The organism is Kineococcus aurantiacus (assembly GCF_013409345.1).
Taxonomy (GTDB): Bacteria; Actinomycetota; Actinomycetes; order Actinomycetales; family Kineococcaceae; genus Kineococcus; species Kineococcus aurantiacus.
In genome coordinates this window covers 440767-457789 of record NZ_JACCBB010000001.1, presented here as the reverse complement: position 1 = coordinate 457789, position 17023 = coordinate 440767, and the positions used below count along the sequence as shown (strand labels likewise).

The window sequence follows — 17023 nt, the reverse complement described above, 5'->3', positions numbered from 1 at the left end:
CGCGACGTGATCGCAGCCGTCGGACTCGTCGTGGGCGTCGTCGTGGGGGTGCTCCTGCACCCGGAGGTGCCGGTGGCGCTGCAGCCCTACCTGCCCATCGCCGTCGTCGCCGCCCTCGACGCCGTCTTCGGCGGTCTGCGCGCCGTCCTGGACGGCATCTTCGACGACAGGGTGTTCGTGGTCTCCTTCGCCTCCAACGCCGTCGTGGCCGCGCTCATCGTCTACCTCGGCGACCAGCTCGGGGTCGGGTCCCAGCTGTCCACCGGGGTCGTCGTGGTGCTCGGGGTGCGGATCTTCTCCAACGTCGCCGCGATCCGCCGGCACCTGTTCAACGCGTGAGCGCCGGCGAACCGCGCGCCAACCCCTGGCGCCGGCTGTGGCGGGCCGCCGGGCCGCGCGCCACCCGTGGTCAGCTGCTGGCCGGGGTGCTGTGCGCCGCACTGGGTTTCGGGGTCGTCGTGCAGGTGCGGCAGACGAACGTGTCCGGTCTGGCCGACCTGCGCGAGAGCGACCTGGTCCGCATCCTGGACGACACCACCGACCGCGGCGACCGGCTCGCCGGGGAGGTCCAGGACCTGGAGACGACCCGCCGGGAGCTGACCGAGGGCTCGGACCAGGCGCAGGCCGCGGCCGCCGCGGCCTCGGCGCGGGCCCAGCAGTACGGCGTGCTGGCGGGCACCCTGCCCGCGCACGGGCCCGGCGTCGTGGCGACCGTCACCGACCCCTCGGGCGCGCTGCGCTCGACCAACTTCATCCAGCTCGTCCAGGAGCTGCGCGACTCCGGCGCCGAGGCGATCCAGATCGGCTCCACCCGCGTCGTGGCCCAGACGGCCTTCACCGACGGCAGCGGGGGCGTCCTCGTCGACGGCCGCCTCGAACGGTCCCCGTACGTCGTCAGCGTCATCGGCGACCCCTCCACCCTGGCCACGGCGATGGACATCCCCGGCGGGGTCCGGGAGACGCTGCGCTCGGCCGGGGCCGACCTCGCGGTCGCCCGGGCGCCGGGGGAGGACGGCGTGCGGGTGACCGCCTTGCACGCCGTCTCGGCGCCTCAGTACGCTCGCCCGGCGTCGCCGCGGCCGTGACGCCCGTCTCCCGAGGAGCCCTCCGCACCATGTCGAACGTCCCCGCCGACCTGCGGTACACCAGCGAGCACGAGTGGGTGCGCGTCGAGGCCGACGGCACCGTCCGGGTGGGCATCACCGACCACGCCCAGGACCAGCTCGGTGACGTCGTCTACGTCTCCCTCCCGGCCGAGGGCGAGGCGGTCAGCGCCGGCGGGGCCTGCGGGGAGGTCGAGTCGACCAAGAGCGTCAGCGACATCACCGCGCCCGTCTCGGGCACCGTGACCGGCCACAACCCCGGCCTGGAGACCCGCCCGGACCTGGTCAACACCGACCCCTACGGCGACGGCTGGATGTTCACCCTGACCCCCGAGGACCCGGCCCAGGTCGAGGGGCTGCTGGACGCGGCCGCCTACACCGCCCACGTGGGCTGAGGCCCTCGCCGGGCCTCCGGTCACCCGCGTGGCGACACGCGGGCTGACCTGCGGGGTCGGCCCGGCTAGGGTGGCTCCCGAAGTTCCGAACGTGACGACCGGTCGGCAGACCGTCATCACGTGCTCTGCCAGCGAGAGGTGGGTGTCGATGTCTTCGCCGGGTTCCGATCCGACCGGTGGGCCGAACGACCGGCCGGAGACGGGGACGACCCCGGACCGTCCCGCTCCCGAACGTCCCGTCGACTCCACGATGTCCTTCACGGGGCTGGCCGTGCCGGAGGTCCACGAGGCCGCCGACCGCGGCCTGACCGTCGAGGACACCGAGGCCATCGAGGCGCTGCCGGCGGGGTCGGCGCTGCTGGTCGTGCGCCGGGGCCCCAACGCCGGGTCCCGGTTCCTGCTGGACGCCGAGCGGACCTCGGCCGGCCGGCACCAGACCAGCGACATCTTCCTCGACGACGTCACGGTCTCGCGCAAGCACGCCGAGTTCCTGCGCGCCCCCGACCCGGCGACCGGTCCGGGGTTCCGGGTGCGGGACGTGGGCAGCCTCAACGGCACCTACGTCAACCGCGAGCGCATCGACGACGTGCTGCTCGGCGCGGGCGACGAGGTCCAGATCGGCAAGTACCGGCTGGAGTTCCACCCCAGCCCCCGCGCCCAGGGCCGCCCGTGAGCGCCGCCGGTGCCCGCGCGCTGGACCCCAGCGCGCCGCGCATGACGATCGGTGAGGTCATGGCGATCCTCATCCCGGAGTTCCCCGACATCACGATCTCCAAGATCCGCTTCCTGGAGGAGCAGGGTCTGGTCGAGCCCGGCCGGACGGCCGCGGGGTACCGCAAGTTCTCCTCCGACGACGTCGACCGGCTGCGGTACGTGCTGTCGGCCCAGCGCGACCACTACCTGCCGCTGAAGGTCATCCGGGAGAACCTCGAGGCGCTGGACCGCGGCCTGGAGCTGCCCGACCCGGTCGAGGCCGCCCCCCGCGTCCCGCCGGCCCTGGTCGTGCAGGGCGTGCCCGGCGCGGACCGGTTCGACGGGCACGCCGCCGGTCTGCGGCTGACCCGCAGCGAGCTGCTGCGCGAGTCCGGGGTCGACGCCGAGCTGCTGGACGCCCTGGAGGGCTTCGGCGTGCTGTCCCCGGCCCCGGGCGGGCCCTGGTACGACGGGGAGGCGCTGGAGGTCCTGCGGGCCGCGGCCGACCTGTCCGCGCACGGCATCGAGGCCCGCCACCTGCGCATCTTCCGCACGGCCGCCGACCGCGAGGTCGCCCTGGCCGAGCAGGTCGCCGCACCGCTGCAGCGCTCGGGCCAGCGCTCGGCGTCCTCGGAGCAGGCGGCGCGGGCCGAGCAGGTGGTGCGCGAGATCGCCGCGGCCTGCCTGCGGCTGCACACCGCCCTCGTCGCCGGCGCGCTGGGGCGCACGACCCGCTGATCCGCCGTCGGCGGCGTTCGGGGGTACGGTGGGCAGGTGCGTGCGCTCGATGTCATCGGCGTCAGGGTCGAGATGCCTTCCAACAACCCGATCGTGCTGCTGCGCGAACGGGACGGCGACCGGTACCTGCCGATCTGGATCGGCGCCCCCGAGGCCAGCGCCATCGCCTTCGCCCAGCAGGGCGTCGTGCCCCCGCGGCCGCTGACCCACGACCTGCTCAAGGACGTCATCGAGGCCGTCGGCCGGCGTCTGGAGGAGGTCCGGATCGTCGCGGTCAAGGACAACGTCTACTACGCCGAGCTCGCCTTCGACGGCGGGCTGACGGTCAGCTCCCGCACGTCGGACGCGATCGCGCTGGCGCTGCGGGTGGGCTGCCCCATCGTCGGCGCCGAGGGGGTCCTGGACTCCGGCGGCGTACCGGTGCCCGACGAGGACGAGGACGAGGTGGAGAAGTTCCGCGAGTTCCTCGACCACATCTCGCCCGAGGACTTCGAGTCGGGCTCGGGGCGGGAGTAGCCGGATGACCGGCCGACCGTCCGGGTCACAACTGGGTCACGGGCCGCGGCGCGCCGCGCGCCTCGTTGACGCTCCGCGGGTGCTCTTCTACGGTCAGTGTGCAGGACGCTCCCGATCGAACACTCGTCGGGTGGCGATGACGAGGAGGCCGGCGTGAGCAGTGGCGACACAGTCGCGGGGTCGTCGCGGAAGTCGACCCGACCCGCCCGTGCTCAAGGTGTGCTCTTCACCGAGGACCTCCCGGACCTCGACGACGAGGTCGGGTACCGCGGGCAGACCGCGTGCAAGGCCGCCGGCATCACCTACCGGCAGCTGGACTACTGGGCCCGCACCGGTCTGGTCGAGCCCAGCGTGCGCGGGGCCTCCGGCTCGGGCACGCAGCGCCTCTACGGCTTCCGCGACATCCTCGTGCTCAAGGTCGTCAAGCGGCTGCTGGACACCGGGGTCTCCCTGCACCAGATCCGCACCGCCGTCACGCACCTGCGCGAGCGCGGTGTCGACGACCTGGCCCAGATCACCCTCATGTCCGACGGCGCCAGCGTCTACGAGTGCACCTCGGCGGACGAGGTGATAGATCTCGTCCAGGGCGGCCAGGGGGTCTTCGGCATCGCCGTCGGCCGCGTCTGGCGCGAGGTGGAGGGCGAGCTGGCCTCCCTGCCCAGCGAGCGCCCCGCCCCCCGCGAGGAGGGCGAAGGGGCCATGGTCCTGGCCGACGAGCTCTCCCGCCGCCGCGCCGCCCGCGAAGCGGGCTGACCGGACCGGTCGCCCTCGTCCGCAATGCCCCGGCCCGCACCGCCGGACGAGCTCCCGCAGGAGCCCGCCCGGTACGGGCCGCGCGGACGGCGCCCTAGTCGAGCAGCTCGGCGCGGGGCAGGGCCTGCATCGCGAACGGGTCGGTGACCCAGTCGTGCGCGTCGGGCAGCCAGATGACCGCCGCCAGCAGCGAATCGGCCCAGGTGCTCAGCAGCTCGTCCAGACCCACCCGCCAGGAGTGCTGGTAGCTCTCGCCGTCCTCGGCCAGCACCAGCTGCTCCACGACGGCGCGGCTCGTGCCCAGCCGGACCGCGATGAGCTCCTCGTCGCGGGCGAACAGCGGCAGCAGCGCCGGCGGCGCCGCCAGACCCGGTCCCTGACCGGTCGCCCGGCGCACGGCCTCCTCCAGCGTCAGGGGCACCCAGCCCCCCGGGCCGACGGTCGGTGCGCTGGCGCGGTAGGTGGTCCGGACCGGTTCCACGCCGTCCACCGCGCGCCACCAGGCGCGCGCGCCCCGGGGCAGCAGCAGACCCACCTGCCGCTCCAGGGCGTCGAGACGGGCGTCGTCGACCCCCGGCCGCAAGCGGGTGGCGATGTCGGCGCCCAAGCGCGTCCAGTGCGCGCGCAGCCGCTGGACCAGGCCGGTGACGCGGTCGGCCTCGGGGTCGGCGGCCGGGACGCGGACGGGGGAGGGCAGGGGACCGGCCGTGCGGGCCGGGCGCACCACGCGCGCCGCGCCCGGGTCCAGCCGGCCGGCGTCGAGGGGGGTGTTGGACGACGTCACGGAACCTCCTTGGACCCGCAGCGTTCGCGGGCAGAGCGGGGGCGGCACCAGCGGGGACGATCCCGGGCGCACGCCGTCCGACGACGGTACGCGCTGGCGGATCATCCCGCACTTCGGACGTACCGCACCCCGAACGGGTTCCCTCAGGCCGGCGGCAGCACCCGGTCCAGGACCGCGTCGAACTGCGCCGCGAGCGAACGCGCCGTGCGGGTCCTCAGCGAGTGCAGCGGGACCCCCGCGCCCTGCGACTGCGGCACCGACGCCCGGTCCGGCAGGGGTTCCAGGACGAGGTCGCCGAACAACCCCTGCAGCTCCTCGTACCGGAACCGCTGCTCCCCGGAGCGCTGGTTGAAGCGGTTGACCTGGATCCCCACGACGCGCGGTCCCTGCCGCAGCGCCCGCAGCTCGCGCACCGTGCGGTCCACCGCCGCCACCGAGAACCTGCTCGCGTCCGAGACGACGAGCACGGCGTCGGCGGCCCGCCACGCCGAGCGGGTCAGCCCGTTGAGCGACGGCGGGGTGTCCAGCAGCGCCAGCGCGTGGTCGTCCAGCTTCTTCAGGGCCCGCCGCAACGACTTCAGGGCCTCCTCGTCGGCGCTGGGGGTGTCCAGCCCCGCCGAGGCGTCCGACCCGCTCAGCACGTCCAGCAGACCCGGGTGGTCGTCCACCCAGCCGCTGGGGGCGACGGCCTCCTCGGCGACCCTGCGCTTGGGGGCCTGCATCACCGAGGCGACGTCGTGCGCGCGCTGGGCCGTCACGTCGAGGCCGGAGGTGGCGTCCGCCTGCGGGTCGAGGTCGACGACGAGCGTGCTGGCGCCGCGGTGGAGGGCCGCGGAGGCGAGCCCGAGGACGACGGAGGTCTTGCCCACCCCGCCCTTGGCGCTGCAGACGGCGAGGCTGATCACGGCGCAGACCCTAGCGGTGCGGGGACCCCCTAGAGTGGAGGCTGGCCGTTCACCCCGCGTGGGAGAGACCCCGACCGCACCGGCCGGGGCGCCGAAGGGGCAACATCCCCGGAACCTCTCAGGCAGAAGGACCACGTGGGGTTGGCCGCTCTGGAGCTCGCCGCGGGTGGGTGACAGACGGGGAGGTCCACCCAGTCCACGACCTCCGGAGAGCCGATGTCCTCGCCGTCCGTCCCCGCCACCGAACTGCCCGAGTTCACCCCCGAGCCGGCGGCCCTGCCCTTCAGCGCCCGCCACATCGGCCCCGACGCCACCGCCGTGGCCCGGATGCTGTCCGTCGTGGGCCTGGACTCCCTCGACGACCTCGTCGACCGGGCCGTGCCCGCGGGGATCCGCGACGGTGTGCTCGACCTGCCCGAAGCGCTCGGCGAGACGTCGGTGACGGCCGCGCTGCGGGCGCTGGCCGCCAAGAACCGCGTGGTCCCCTCGATGATCGGCCTGGGGTACGTCGGCACCCGCACCCCGGCCGTGGTGCGCCGCAACGTCCTGGAGGACCCGGCCTGGTACACGGCGTACACGCCGTACCAGCCCGAGATCTCCCAGGGGCGGCTGGAGGCCCTGCTGAACTTCCAGACCGCGGTCACCGACCTGACGGGGCTGGCGATCGCCAACGCCTCCCTGCTCGACGAGGGCACCGCCGCCGCCGAGGCCATGACGCTGGCGCGCCGCACCTCCAAGGCCCCCGCCGGTGCCGTGTTCGCCGTCGACGCCGACGTCCTGCCGCAGACCCTCGCGGTCCTGCGCACCCGGGCGCTGCCGCTCGGGCTGGAACTGGCCCTCGTCGACCTCGACACCCCCGACCCGCTGGCCGGTCTGGACGCCGTCTTCGGCCTGCTCGTGCAGTACCCGGGGACCTCGGGCAAGGTCCGCGACCTCGCCGGGGTCGTCGCCGACGCCCACGCCCGCGGGGCGGTCGCCGTGGCCGCCGCCGACCTGCTCGCCCTGACGCAGCTCGTCGCGCCGGGGGAGTTCGGGATCGACGTCGCCGTGGGCTCCAGCCAGCGCTTCGGCGTCCCCATGGGCGCCGGCGGCCCGCACGCGGCGTACATGGCCGTGCGCAAGGGGCTGGAGCGGTCCCTGCCCGGACGGCTCGTCGGGGTCTCCGTCGACGCCGACGGCAACCCGGCGTACCGCCTGGCGCTGCAGACCCGCGAGCAGCACATCCGCCGCGACAAGGCCACGTCGAACATCTGCACCGCCCAGGTGCTGCTGGCCGTCATGGCCGGCTGCTACGCCGTCTGGCACGGCCCCGAGGGGTTGCGGGCCATCGGGGCCCAGGTCGCCCGCCGCGCCGCCGCGCTCGCGCAGACCCTGCGGGCGGGAGGCGTCGAGGTCGTCCACGACGCGTTCTTCGACACCGTCCTGACCCGCGTCCCGGGCCGGGCGCGCGCCGTCGTCGACGCAGCCCTGGCGGCCGGGGTGAACCTGCGGTTCGTCGACGCCGACCACGTCGGGCTCACGGTCGACGAGACGACCACCGACGCCCACGTCGCGGCGGCCCTGGCCGGGTTCGGCCTCGACCCCGCCGAGGTGAGCGCCGAGCCCGCGCTGCCCGCCGCGCTGCGCCGCACGTCGGAGTTCCTGACCCACCCCGTGTTCTCGCAGCACCGCTCCGAGACGGCGATGCTGCGGTACCTGCGCCGGCTGTCCGACGCCGACTACGCCCTGGACCGCGGGGCCATCCCGCTGGGCTCGTGCACCATGAAGCTCAACGCCACGACCGAGCTCGAGCCCATCTCCTGGCCCGAGTTCGCCGACCTGCACCCCTACGCCCCCGCCGACCAGCTCGCGGGCACGGCCGAGCTCGTGGCCGACCTCGAGCGCTGGCTCGCCGAGGTCACCGGCTACGACGCGGTCTCGCTGCAGCCCAACGCCGGCTCGCAGGGGGAGTTCGCCGGGCTGCTGGCCATCCGCGCCTACCACGTGGCCCAGGGCCACGGGGAGCGCTCGGTCTGCCTCATCCCCAGCTCCGCGCACGGCACGAACGCCGCCAGCGCCGTCATGGCCGGGCTGAAGGTCGTCGTCGTGGCCTGCGACGAGGCCGGCAACGTCGACCTGGACGACCTGCGCGCCAAGGTGTCCGAGCACGCCCACGACCTCGCCGCGCTCATGGTCACCTACCCCTCCACGCACGGCGTCTACGAGGAGTCGATCCGCGAGGTCTGCGGGCTCGTCCACGACGCCGGCGGGCAGGTCTACGTCGACGGCGCGAACCTCAACGCCCTCGTCGGCCTGGCCCGGCCGGGCAAGTTCGGGGCGGACGTCTCGCACCTGAACCTGCACAAGACGTTCTGCATCCCCCACGGCGGCGGCGGCCCCGGCGTCGGGCCCGTCGCGGTCCGCTCCCACCTCGCGCCGTTCCTGCCCTCCACCGCCCCCGATGGCGAAGGGGTCGGCATGGTCTCGGCCGCCCCGTTCGGCTCGGCGGGGATCCTGCCGATCCCGTGGGCCTACCTGCGGCTCATGGGCCCCGACGGGCTGCGCGCCGCGACCGTCCAGGCCGTCCTGTCCGCCAACTACGTCGCCGCCCGGCTGTCCGAGGCGTTCCCCGTCCTGTACCGCGGGCCGGGCGGGCTCGTGGCCCACGAGTGCATCCTCGACCTGCGGCCCATGACCAAGGCCACGGGCGTGAGCGTCGACGACGTCGCCAAGCGGCTCATCGACCACGGCTTCCACGCCCCGACGATGTCCTTCCCCGTCGTCGGGACCCTCATGGTCGAACCGACCGAGAGCGAGGACCTCGCCGAGCTGGACCGGTTCTGCGACGCGATGCTCGCCATCGCCGCCGAGGTGCGCGAGATCGCCGACGGCCGCTGGGCCGTGGAGGACTCCCCGCTGCGGCACGCCCCGCACACGGCGGCCGCGCTCGTGGGGGAGTGGGACCACGCGTACTCGCGCACCGAGGCCGTCTACCCGAACGGGATGGACCCGCGGGCGAAGTACTGGCCGCCGGTGCGCCGCATCGACGGCGCCGCCGGGGACCGCAACCTCGTGTGCTCCTGCCCGCCCCTGAGCGAGTACGGGCAGGACTGAGGAGCGCGTGGGGGCGCTGCCGACCTTCCTGGTCGAGCACGCCGCGGCCGTGCCCGTGGCCCTGCTGCTCCTCGTCCTGGGGTGCGCGGGCCTGGGGTTGCTGGTGCGCCGGCGCCCCCGGGCGACGGCGTGGCTGCTCGCCGCGGCGCTGCTGCCCGTCGTGGGGCTGACCCTGGCCCCCGACGGGCGCGGGCGCCGCGCCGAGCAGTGGTGCCAGGCCGGTTTCAGCCTGCCCTCCCTCGGCAGCGTCGAGCTGCTCGCCAACGTCGCGCTGTTCGTGCCCGCCGCGGTGTTCGGCGTGCTGCTGCTGCGCCGGCCCGTGCTCGTCGTCCTCGGCGGGTCGGCGCTGTCGGCGGCGGTCGAGGTCGTGCAGGCCTCCGCGCCGGCCCTCGGCCGCTCCTGCACGACCGACGACTGGGCCATGAACACCGCGGGCACGATCGTCGGTGTCCTCGTCGGTGTGCTCGTCGGCTCGCCGCTGCCGGGCGTGGGTAGGATCCGCCGCAGGGGGTGATCACGGTGGAGTTCCTGGACGCGCTGCTGGACCGCAGCTGGCTCGTCTGGATCGCCGCCGCCCTCGTCCTGGGCATCCTGGAGATCACCGCGATCGACCTCGTCTTCGCCATGCTGGCCGGCGGGGCGCTCGCGGGTGCCCTCGCCGACGCCCTCGGTCTGGGGTTCGTCGGTCAGGTCCTCGTCGCGGCCGCGGCCGCCGCCCTGCTCATCGGCACCATCCGCCCGGTCCTGCTGCGGCGCCTGCGGATGCCGCCGGTCGGCACGACCAACACCCCCGCCCTCGTGGGGCGCCCGGCGCTCGTGCTGGCCGAGGTCACGGTGCGCGGCGGGCGGGTCAAGCTCGCCGGTGAGACGTGGTCGGCCCGCTCCACCGGCGCCGTCTTCGACGTCGGCGACGACGTGGTGGTCACCGCCATCGACGGGGCCACGGCCGTCGTCGGCCCCCTGCCCGCACCCCCCGCACCGACGCAGATCCCGGAGACCTGATGGACAACGTCGTCACCCTCATCGTCCTGGTGCTCGTCATCCTCTTCGCGGTGACGGTCGTCATCCGCACGATCCGCATCGTGCCGCAGGCCACCGCGGTCATCGTCGAGCGCCTCGGGCGCTACTCGCGGACGCTGGAGGCGGGGCTGCACTTCCTCGTCCCGTTCATCGACAAGGTCCGCGCGAACGTCGACCTGCGCGAGCAGGTCGTCTCGTTCCCGCCGCAGCCGGTCATCACCTCCGACAACCTCGTCGTGAGCATCGACACCGTCATCTACTACCAGCCCACGGACCCCAAGTCGGCCACCTACGAGATCGCCAACTACATCCAGGGCATCGAGCAGCTGACCGTCACGACGCTGCGCAACGTCATCGGCTCCCTGGACCTCGAGCAAACCCTGACCAGCCGCGACCAGATCAACGGCCAGCTGCGCGGGGTCCTCGACGAGGCCACCGGCCGCTGGGGGATCCGCGTGAACCGCGTGGAGCTCAAGGCCATCGACCCGCCGGCCAGCGTCCAGGACTCGATGGAGAAGCAGATGCGCGCCGAGCGCGACCGGCGCGCGGCCATCCTCAACGCCGAGGGCCTCAAGCAGTCCCAGATCCTCACCGCCGAGGGCGAGAAGCAGTCGCAGATCCTGCGCGCGGAGGGTTCGGCGCAGGCCGCGATCCTGCGCTCGCAGGGCGAGGCGAAGGCCATCACGCAGGTGTTCGACGCCATCCACCGCGGCGACCCCGACCCCAAGCTGCTGGCCTACCAGTACCTGCAGACGCTGCCGCAGATCGCCAAGGGCGACGCCAACAAGGTGTGGATCGTGCCCAGCGAGCTGAACGACGCGCTGCGGGGTTTCGGGTCGATGTTCTCCGCGGTCCAGACCGACCCCTCCGGCGCGTCCCGGGCGCAGCGGCCCGCCCCCGAGGAGCACGACACCGGGCTGCCCGACGTCGTCCTGGAGGACCCCGCCGAAGCCCTCAAGCGGGCCCGGGAGGAGGCGGCCGGGGCGACGCGCGACGCCGAGGGCGCGACCCGGCTCGGTGGGGACGCCTAGTGGTGCACCGCAGCCGGTTCTCGACGCTGCTCGTCGACGTCCCCCGCGCCGAGGCCGCCCGGGCGGTCGGGTTCTGGTCCGCGGCGCTGGGCACCGGCGCCGAACCCGAGCCGGGGCAGCCGCAGTTCGTCTCGCTGCCGGGGGCGTTCCCCGGCCTGGTCGTGGCCGTGCAGGCGCTGGAGGAGGGGCAGGCGCGGTTCCACGTCGACGTGGAGACCGACGACGTGGCCGCCGAGACGGCCCGGCTCACCGCCCTGGGGGCGGTGGAGGTCTCCGCCTGGGAGGGCTGCCGGACGCTGCGCGCCCCGGGCGGTCACCTGCTGTGCGTCATCCCGGTCCACGACCCGGCCGGGTTCGCGCAGCACGCCACGACCTGGACGTGACCCGGGTGCGGGCCGTTCAGGCCCCCAGCACCTCCACGACGGCCTGACGGCGCAGGCGTTCCAGCTCGGCGGCCTGCCGGTCCGCGCGCTCGACGAGCTCCTCGAGGGCGTCGGCGTCCAGCCGGGGGTCGGTGCGGGCCAGTTCCCGCAGGCTGCGCCAGCCCGCGCCCTTGCCCTGCACGCCGAGCAGCAGACCCTCCAGCTCCACGACGGTGCGCAGCGGCGACCGGCGCACGAGGCGGCCGTTGGGCTTGAGCGCGCCGACGGCCTCGGCGACGCGCCCACCGGCCTGCCAGGCGCGCCGGGGCTGGACCCCCAGCACCCGCATCCAGTGCAGGAGGGCGCGACGGTCCTCGGCGATCTCCCCGTGCAGGCGCGTCAGCGCCCGGCCCGTCCCGGTGCCGGCGTGGGCGCGGGCGCTGCGGGCGAACCGGGCCGCCCCGGCCGAGGCCCCGGCGAGGTGGTCGTTGAGGTACACCGTCAGGTAGTGCGCGCGCGCGTCGTCGTCCACGACGGACGATTACCCGCGCGCCGACCGGGTAACCGCCACCGGTGGACGTGCACCCGTTGTCCCTGACGTTCGTCGGCACCGCGACCGTGCTGCTGCGGTGGGGCGGCCTGACGCTGCTCACCGACCCCAACTTCCTGCACCGGGGCCAGTTCGCCTACCTCGGCAAGGGTCTCGTCTCGCGACGGCTCACCGAGCCGGCGATGCGCGTGGACGAGCTGCCGCCGCTGTCGGGCGTCGTCCTGTCGCACCTGCACGGCGACCACTTCGACCGGGTGGCCCGGCGCGGCCTGGACCACGCCGTGCCGGTGCTGACCACCCCGCACGCCCGGCGCCGGCTGGTGCGCCGCCACGGCTTCGAGGACGTCACCGGTCTGCGGACGTGGGAGTCCCGCGTCCTGGTGGCCAGGGGCGACCAGGTGCGGGTGACCGCCGCCCCGGGCCGGCACGCCCCCGGCGCGGCCCAGGCGCTGCTGCCGCCCGTCATGGGCAGCGTCCTGGAGTTCGGGCCCGTGGGCGGCGCGGTGCAGCGGCGGGTGTACGTCTCGGGGGACACCCTGAACGTCCCCGAGCTGCGCGAGGTCCCCGCCCGCTACCCGGACGTGGACCTGGCCGTGCTGCACCTGGGGGGCACCACCCTGCCCGGCGGGCTGGTGGTCACCATGGACGGTGTGCAGGGGGCGGACCTGCTGGAGCTGGTGCGCCCGGCCACCGCGGTCCCGGTCCACCACGACGACTACGGCGTGTTCCGGTCCCCGCTGTCCGCGTTCACCGACGAGGTGGACCGCCGCGGCCTGTCCGGGCGGGTGCGGTGCGTGGCCCGGGGGGAGACCGTGCGGTTCTGACGTGCCGACCGCCGCGGACCCGGCGACAGTGGGACGGTGCCCGCCGCGCCCGTGGACGACCCCTCGCTGGAGGTGGTGGCCCAGGACCTCCCGCAGACGTCCCCGGCCACCCGCCGCTGGCTGTTCGCCGACCAGCTCGGCCCGCACTTCCTCGACGGCCCCCACCAGCCCGTCCTGCTCATCGAGTCCCGCGACGTGTTCACCCGCGGGCGCTTCCACCGCCGCAAGGCGCACCTCATCCTGTCCGCCCTGCGGCACCGGGCCGCCGAGCTGGGCGACCAGTGCGTCTTCGTCCGCACCGGGACGTACCGGGAGGGGCTCGCCGAGTGCGGGGAACGGGTCAGCGTGTGCGACCCCACGAGCTACCCGGCCCGCCGGTTCGTGCGCCGGCTGCCCGACGTGGAGGTGCTCGCCTCGCGGGGGTTCGTGGTCTCCGAGCGGCAGTTCGCCGAGTGGACGGCCCGCCGGGGGGAGGGCCGGCTGCTCATGGAGGACTTCTACCGCGACGTCCGCCGCCACCACCGGCTGCTCATGGACGGGTCCGGGCCCGTCGGCGGGACGTGGAACTACGACCACGACAACCGCGAGGCGCCCCCGCGCCGGGAGTCCCTGGACGTGGCCGAGCCGTTCTGGCCCACCGAGGACGAGATCGACGAGGAGGTGCGCGCCGACCTCGACCGCTGGGAGCGCGACGGGGACGTGCGGTTCACCGGGACCGACGGGCCGCGGCGGTTCGCGGTCACCCGCCGGGAGGCCCTGTCCGGTCTGCGCCGGTTCCTGTCCGAGCGGCTGGAGCAGTTCGGCGTCTACGAGGACGCCATGCTGGCCGGGGACCCCTGGATGGCGCACTCGCTGCTGTCGGTGCCGCAGAACCTGGGGCTGCTGGACCCCCTGGAGGTGGCGCGGCGGGCCGAGGAGTTCGGCCGGGAGCACGACGTCCGGCTGGCCTCGGTGGAGGGTTTCGTCCGGCAGGTCGTCGGCTGGCGGTCCTACACGTGGCACCTCTACTGGCACCTGGGGCGGGAGTACAAGCGGCGCAACGCGCTGGGCGCGCGGAACACCCTGCCGGACTGGTTCGCCGACCTCGACGCCGACGCCGTGCAGGCCAACTGCCTGCGGCACGTGCTGGGCGGGGTCCGCGACGAGGGGTGGGTCCACCACATCCCGCGCCTCATGGTGCTGGGGAACTGGGCCTTGCAGCGCGGCTACCGGCCCGACGAGCTCGCGGACTGGTTCTGGCGCAACTTCGTCGACGGGTACGACTGGGTCATGACGACGAACGTCGTGGGCATGTCCCAGCACGCCGACCACGGGGTGCTGGCGACGAAGCCGTACGCGTCCGGCGGCGCCTACATCGACCGCATGAGCGACTTCTGCGGCGGGTGCCGCTACGACCCGAAGGTGCGGGTCGGCGAGGACGCCTGCCCCTTCACGGCCGGGTACTGGAACTTCCTCGCCGGGCACCGGGAGGAACTGGCGGGCAACCGGCGGATGACGCGGGCGCTGAGCGGGCTGGACCGGCTGCGCGACCTCGACGGCGTGCTGCACCAGGAGGCGGAGCGGGGGGACGGGCCACCGTGACCGGGACCGACCGCGCGCGGGAACTGCTGGGGCGAGCGCCTTACGTCCTGCTCACGACCTTCCGGCGCGACCGGACCCCCGTGGGCACCCCGGTGTGGGTGGCGCCGCTGGGGGACGGGCGCATCGTGCTCGTCACCGGGGCCACCACCGGGAAGGTGAAGCGGCTGCGCCGCGACCCGCAGGTGCTGGTGGCGCCGTGCAGCGCCCGGGGCCGGCCGCACGGGCGCCCCGTCGACGCCCGCGCCGTCGTCCTGGACGAGCAGGACCTGCCGCGCGTGGAGCGGGCGCTGGCCGCCAAGTACGGCTGGCGGTTCCGCGCCTACGGCGCCGTGGAGCGGCTGCTGGAGCGCTGGGGGAGGCCGGGGCACCGGGTGGCGGTCGCGGTGGACGTCACGGGATGATCGGCCGGTGACCGAGGTCGTCCTCTTCCACCACGCCCAGGGGCTCACCCCCGGGGTGCGCTCGCTCGCGGACCGGATCGCCGACGCCGGGTACCGCGTTCGCACCCCCGACCTGTACGACGGGCGGACGTTCGCCTCCCTGGTCGACGGGGTGGAGTTCGCCCGGGCCGCGGGGTTCGAGGAGATCGCCGCCCGCGGGGTCCGCGCGGTGGAGCCGGTCGAGGGCGACGTGGTGCTCGTGGGCATCTCCCTGGGCGCCGTGCCCGCCGAGGGCATCGCCGTGACCCGGCCCGGGGTGAGCGGTGTGGTCCTGGTCAGCGGCATCGTCCCGCCCGCCGCGCTGGAGCAGCCCTGGCCCGACGGCCTGGCCCTGCAGGTCCACGCCATGGCCGACGACCCCGACGGCGACGTCGAGGACGCCCGCGAGGTCGTGGCCGAGCTGCCGGCCGCGGAGCTGTTCGTCTACGACGGCGGGGCGCACCTGTTCGTCGACGACAGCCTGCCGGGCTACGACGAGGCGGCCACCGACCTGTTCGTCGAGCGGGTCCTGGAGTTCCTCGCCGACCACTGACACCCGGGGCGGGTGTCACCGCAGGGGTCCGGGGTCGGGTATCGTTCGGGGTGCAGCGCGGGCGATTGGCGCAGCGGTAGCGCGCTTCCCTGACACGGAAGAGGTCACTGGTTCGATCCCAGTATCGCCCACCACGACAGGCCCCGGTCCGGCTCACGCCGGACCGGGGCCTGTCCACGTCCAGCCTCCTCGCGGCCGGCGGCTGCCGACCGGGGCGGGCGGCCCGCCGCCCCGGTCGCGGCGTCCCTCAGGCCGCCGTCGCCACCCGCACCTGCCGCTTGACCCGCGCCAGCATCCCCGTCATGCCGCGCATGCGCAGCGGGCTCACGGCCCGCTCCAGCCCCAGGCGGTGGCACACGTCGGCGGGCAGCTCCAGGACCTCCTGCGCGGGCAGGCCGTCCAGCCCCTCCTGCAGCACCCCGGCGAAACCCCGCGTCGTCGGGGCCTCCGCCGGCGCGGACACGTGCAGGTGCACGGCGCGGTCGGCGTCGACCTCGACGTTGATGAACACGGGGGACTGGCACTCGTCGACGCGTTCCATCTTCTCCAGGTGCCCTTCGAACTCGGCCGGCAGCGGCCGCAGCCCCTGGCTGAACTCCAGCAGCAGCTGCAGCCGTTCGCGTTCGGGCAGGGCCTGGAAGTCCTGGACGATCTCGGCCATCGCCGGCGGCAGCCCGCTGACCGGGTCGCCGCCGAGGTCGTCGGACGGGGACGTCACCGCAGCGATCCCTTCTCGGTGCCCTTGACGATGGGCACGCGCACCGCGTTGCCCCACTCCGTCCAGGAGCCGTCGTAGTTGCGGACCTTGCCGAAACCGAGGAGCTGCGACAGCACGAACCACGTGTGGCTCGACCGTTCCCCGATGCGGCAGTAGGCGATCACGTCGTCGTCGGGGGACAGGCCCTTCTCGCCGGAGTAGATGGCCTCCAGCTCCTCGCGGGACTTGAAGGTGCCGTCCTCGGCGGCCGCGCGCGCCCACGGCACGCTGTCGGCACCGGGGATGTGCCCGCCGCGGACGGTGCCCTCCTCGGGGTAGTCCGGCATGTGGGTGCGCTCACCGGAGTACTCCTGCGGGGAGCGGACGTCGACGAGGCGGCCGTCACCGGCCGCGACGTGGGCGAGCACGTCCTCCTTGAAGGCCCGGATCGCGGCGTCCTGGCGCTCCACCACGGGGTAGTCGGTCGCCGGCCGCTGCGGGGCGTCGGTGCTGATCTGGCGGCCCTCGGCGATCCACTTCGCGCGGCCGCCGTCGAGCAGGCGGACGTCGGGGTGGCCGAAGAGGGTGAACACCCACAGCGCGTAGGCCGCCCACCAGTTGTTCTTGTCGCCGTACAGCACGACGGTGTCCTCGCGGGAGATCCCCTTGGCCGACATCAGCCGGGCGAAACCCTCGCCGTCGACGTAGTCGCGGGTGACCTCGTCGTTCAGCTCGGTGTGCCAGTCGACCTTGACCGACCCCGGCACGTGGCCGGTGTCCCACAGCAGCACGTCCTCGTCGCACTCCACGACCACCAGGCCGGGCTCGCCGAGGTGCTGCGCGAGCCACTGCGTGGTCACGAGCTTCTCGGGGTGCGCGTAGGTGGAGAGCTTGGCGTCGGTGTCCAGCGGGGTGCTCACGGTGCGTCCTCCAGCGACTCGGTCGGCCACGAGAACGCCGGGCCGTGCCGGTTCGTTCCCGCCGCCCGCGATCCTGCCAGACCCCT

21 protein-coding genes, 1 tRNA gene and 1 riboswitch are annotated in these 17023 nt (G+C 74.6%); of the genes, 17 read left to right on the top strand and 5 right to left on the bottom strand.

All coding sequences use genetic code 11. The annotated features are described in order from the left end of the window. Positions 1-6: 6 nt before the first annotated feature. From BJ968_RS02220 to BJ968_RS02190, 7 genes are all read left to right on the top strand, one after another. Entirely contained in the window at positions 7-339 is a 333-nt protein-coding gene (locus tag BJ968_RS02220; protein WP_179748836.1) for a DUF1290 domain-containing protein, read from the top strand. Next, positions 336-1085: a DUF881 domain-containing protein gene (locus BJ968_RS23995; protein WP_179748834.1), complete on the top strand. Its 750-nt coding sequence runs from the start codon at positions 336-338 to the stop codon at positions 1083-1085. Before BJ968_RS02220 ends, BJ968_RS23995 begins: the two co-directional genes overlap by 4 nt. A 29-nt stretch (positions 1086-1114) precedes the next feature. After that, complete coding sequence (gene gcvH / locus BJ968_RS02210; RefSeq protein ID WP_179748832.1) at positions 1115-1498, top strand: glycine cleavage system protein GcvH; 384 nt, start codon at positions 1115-1117, stop codon at positions 1496-1498. A 148-nt stretch (positions 1499-1646) separates the two neighbouring features. Next, on the top strand, positions 1647-2171 hold the full coding sequence (locus BJ968_RS02205) for an FHA domain-containing protein (protein WP_281372671.1): 525 nt from the start codon (positions 1647-1649) through the stop codon (positions 2169-2171). 41 nt (positions 2172-2212) lie between these two features. Next, complete coding sequence (ftsR, locus tag BJ968_RS02200) at positions 2213-2929, top strand: transcriptional regulator FtsR (protein ID WP_179756069.1); 717 nt, start codon at positions 2213-2215, stop codon at positions 2927-2929. Positions 2930-2965: 36 nt separating this feature from the next. Continuing rightward, entirely contained in the window at positions 2966-3445 is a 480-nt protein-coding gene (locus BJ968_RS02195; protein ID WP_179748830.1) for a bifunctional nuclease domain-containing protein, read from the top strand. 153 nt (positions 3446-3598) lie between these two features. Beyond that, positions 3599-4198, top strand: coding sequence for a MerR family transcriptional regulator (locus BJ968_RS02190; RefSeq protein ID WP_179748828.1), 600 nt, complete (start codon positions 3599-3601; stop codon positions 4196-4198). A 94-nt stretch (positions 4199-4292) separates the two neighbouring features. On the opposite strand, the gene BJ968_RS02185 is transcribed toward BJ968_RS02190, so the two are convergent. Both BJ968_RS02185 and BJ968_RS02180 read right to left on the bottom strand, forming a co-directional pair. Further along, positions 4293-4982 carry an SMI1/KNR4 family protein gene (locus BJ968_RS02185; RefSeq protein ID WP_179748826.1) on the bottom strand — a complete coding sequence of 230 codons (690 nt, stop codon included), beginning with the start codon at positions 4980-4982 and terminating at the stop codon, positions 4293-4295. Positions 4983-5125: 143 nt separating this feature from the next. Then, on the bottom strand, positions 5126-5887 hold the full coding sequence (locus BJ968_RS02180) for an AAA family ATPase (RefSeq protein WP_179748824.1): 762 nt from the start codon (positions 5885-5887) through the stop codon (positions 5126-5128). Between the two features lie 49 nt (positions 5888-5936). Continuing rightward, positions 5937-6031: riboswitch (glycine riboswitch) on the top strand. Positions 6032-6103: 72 nt separating this feature from the next. Between BJ968_RS02180 and gcvP the strand changes: the two genes are divergently transcribed. The 5 genes from gcvP to BJ968_RS02155 are packed head-to-tail and all read left to right on the top strand — an operon-like array spanning position 6104 to position 11414. Further along, a complete protein-coding gene (gcvP, locus tag BJ968_RS02175; protein ID WP_179748822.1) occupies positions 6104-8980 on the top strand; it encodes an aminomethyl-transferring glycine dehydrogenase in 2877 nt (958 codons plus the stop codon). Between the two features lie 7 nt (positions 8981-8987). Continuing rightward, a complete protein-coding gene (locus BJ968_RS02170; protein ID WP_179748820.1) occupies positions 8988-9494 on the top strand; it encodes a VanZ family protein in 507 nt (168 codons plus the stop codon). After that, on the top strand, positions 9491-9982 hold the full coding sequence (locus tag BJ968_RS02165) for an NfeD family protein (protein ID WP_343077763.1): 492 nt from the start codon (positions 9491-9493) through the stop codon (positions 9980-9982). The genes BJ968_RS02170 and BJ968_RS02165 overlap by 4 nt, the downstream gene beginning before the upstream one ends. Then, the gene (locus tag BJ968_RS02160) at positions 9982-11031 is read left to right on the top strand and encodes an SPFH domain-containing protein (RefSeq protein WP_179748818.1); all 1050 of its coding nucleotides are present in this window, start codon (positions 9982-9984) and stop codon (positions 11029-11031) included. Before BJ968_RS02165 ends, BJ968_RS02160 begins: the two co-directional genes overlap by 1 nt. A gap of 2 nt (positions 11032-11033) precedes the next feature. Continuing rightward, positions 11034-11414 carry a VOC family protein gene (locus tag BJ968_RS02155; RefSeq protein ID WP_179748816.1) on the top strand — a complete coding sequence of 127 codons (381 nt, stop codon included), beginning with the start codon at positions 11034-11036 and terminating at the stop codon, positions 11412-11414. A gap of 16 nt (positions 11415-11430) precedes the next feature. On the opposite strand, the gene BJ968_RS02150 is transcribed toward BJ968_RS02155, so the two are convergent. After that, on the bottom strand, positions 11431-11925 hold the full coding sequence (locus BJ968_RS02150) for a hypothetical protein (protein ID WP_179748814.1): 495 nt from the start codon (positions 11923-11925) through the stop codon (positions 11431-11433). Between the two features lie 41 nt (positions 11926-11966). Between BJ968_RS02150 and BJ968_RS02145 the strand changes: the two genes are divergently transcribed. The 5 genes from BJ968_RS02145 to BJ968_RS02125 all read left to right on the top strand — a co-directional run bounded on the left by BJ968_RS02145 (position 11967) and on the right by BJ968_RS02125 (position 15454). Further along, a complete protein-coding gene (locus BJ968_RS02145; RefSeq protein ID WP_179748812.1) occupies positions 11967-12767 on the top strand; it encodes an MBL fold metallo-hydrolase in 801 nt (266 codons plus the stop codon). A 75-nt stretch (positions 12768-12842) separates the two neighbouring features. After that, the gene (locus BJ968_RS02140) at positions 12843-14348 is read left to right on the top strand and encodes a cryptochrome/photolyase family protein (RefSeq protein ID WP_425491559.1); all 1506 of its coding nucleotides are present in this window, start codon (positions 12843-12845) and stop codon (positions 14346-14348) included. After that, positions 14345-14749 carry a PPOX class F420-dependent oxidoreductase gene (locus BJ968_RS02135; RefSeq protein ID WP_179748810.1) on the top strand — a complete coding sequence of 135 codons (405 nt, stop codon included), beginning with the start codon at positions 14345-14347 and terminating at the stop codon, positions 14747-14749. Before BJ968_RS02140 ends, BJ968_RS02135 begins: the two co-directional genes overlap by 4 nt. 7 nt (positions 14750-14756) lie before the next feature. Beyond that, a complete protein-coding gene (locus BJ968_RS02130; RefSeq protein WP_179748808.1) occupies positions 14757-15320 on the top strand; it encodes a dienelactone hydrolase family protein in 564 nt (187 codons plus the stop codon). 59 nt (positions 15321-15379) lie between these two features. Beyond that, a tRNA-Val gene (locus tag BJ968_RS02125) sits at positions 15380-15454 on the top strand. Between the two features lie 113 nt (positions 15455-15567). On the opposite strand, the gene BJ968_RS02120 is transcribed toward BJ968_RS02125, so the two are convergent. Both BJ968_RS02120 and BJ968_RS02115 read right to left on the bottom strand, forming a co-directional pair. Then, positions 15568-15981, bottom strand: coding sequence for a SufE family protein (locus tag BJ968_RS02120; protein WP_179756060.1), 414 nt, complete (start codon positions 15979-15981; stop codon positions 15568-15570). 53 nt (positions 15982-16034) lie between these two features. Then, a complete protein-coding gene (locus BJ968_RS02115; RefSeq protein WP_179748806.1) occupies positions 16035-16937 on the bottom strand; it encodes a rhodanese-like domain-containing protein in 903 nt (300 codons plus the stop codon). Positions 16938-17023 lie beyond the last annotated feature (86 nt).

Bases quoted from the DNA above. Each gene is read 5' to 3' on its own strand.
- gcvH (WP_179748832.1), top strand. From the start codon at position 1,115: ATGTCGAACGTCCCCGCCGACCTGCGGTACACCAGCGAGCACGAGTGG.
- BJ968_RS02205 (WP_281372671.1), top strand. From the start codon at position 1,647: ATGTCTTCGCCGGGTTCCGATCCGACCGGTGGGCCGAACGACCGGCCG.
- ftsR (WP_179756069.1), top strand. From the start codon at position 2,213: ATGACGATCGGTGAGGTCATGGCGATCCTCATCCCGGAGTTCCCCGAC.
- gcvP (WP_179748822.1), top strand. From the start codon at position 6,104: ATGTCCTCGCCGTCCGTCCCCGCCACCGAACTGCCCGAGTTCACCCCC.
- BJ968_RS02160 (WP_179748818.1), top strand. From the start codon at position 9,982: ATGGACAACGTCGTCACCCTCATCGTCCTGGTGCTCGTCATCCTCTTC.
- BJ968_RS02120 (WP_179756060.1), bottom strand. From the start codon at position 15,981: ATGGCCGAGATCGTCCAGGACTTCCAGGCCCTGCCCGAACGCGAACGG.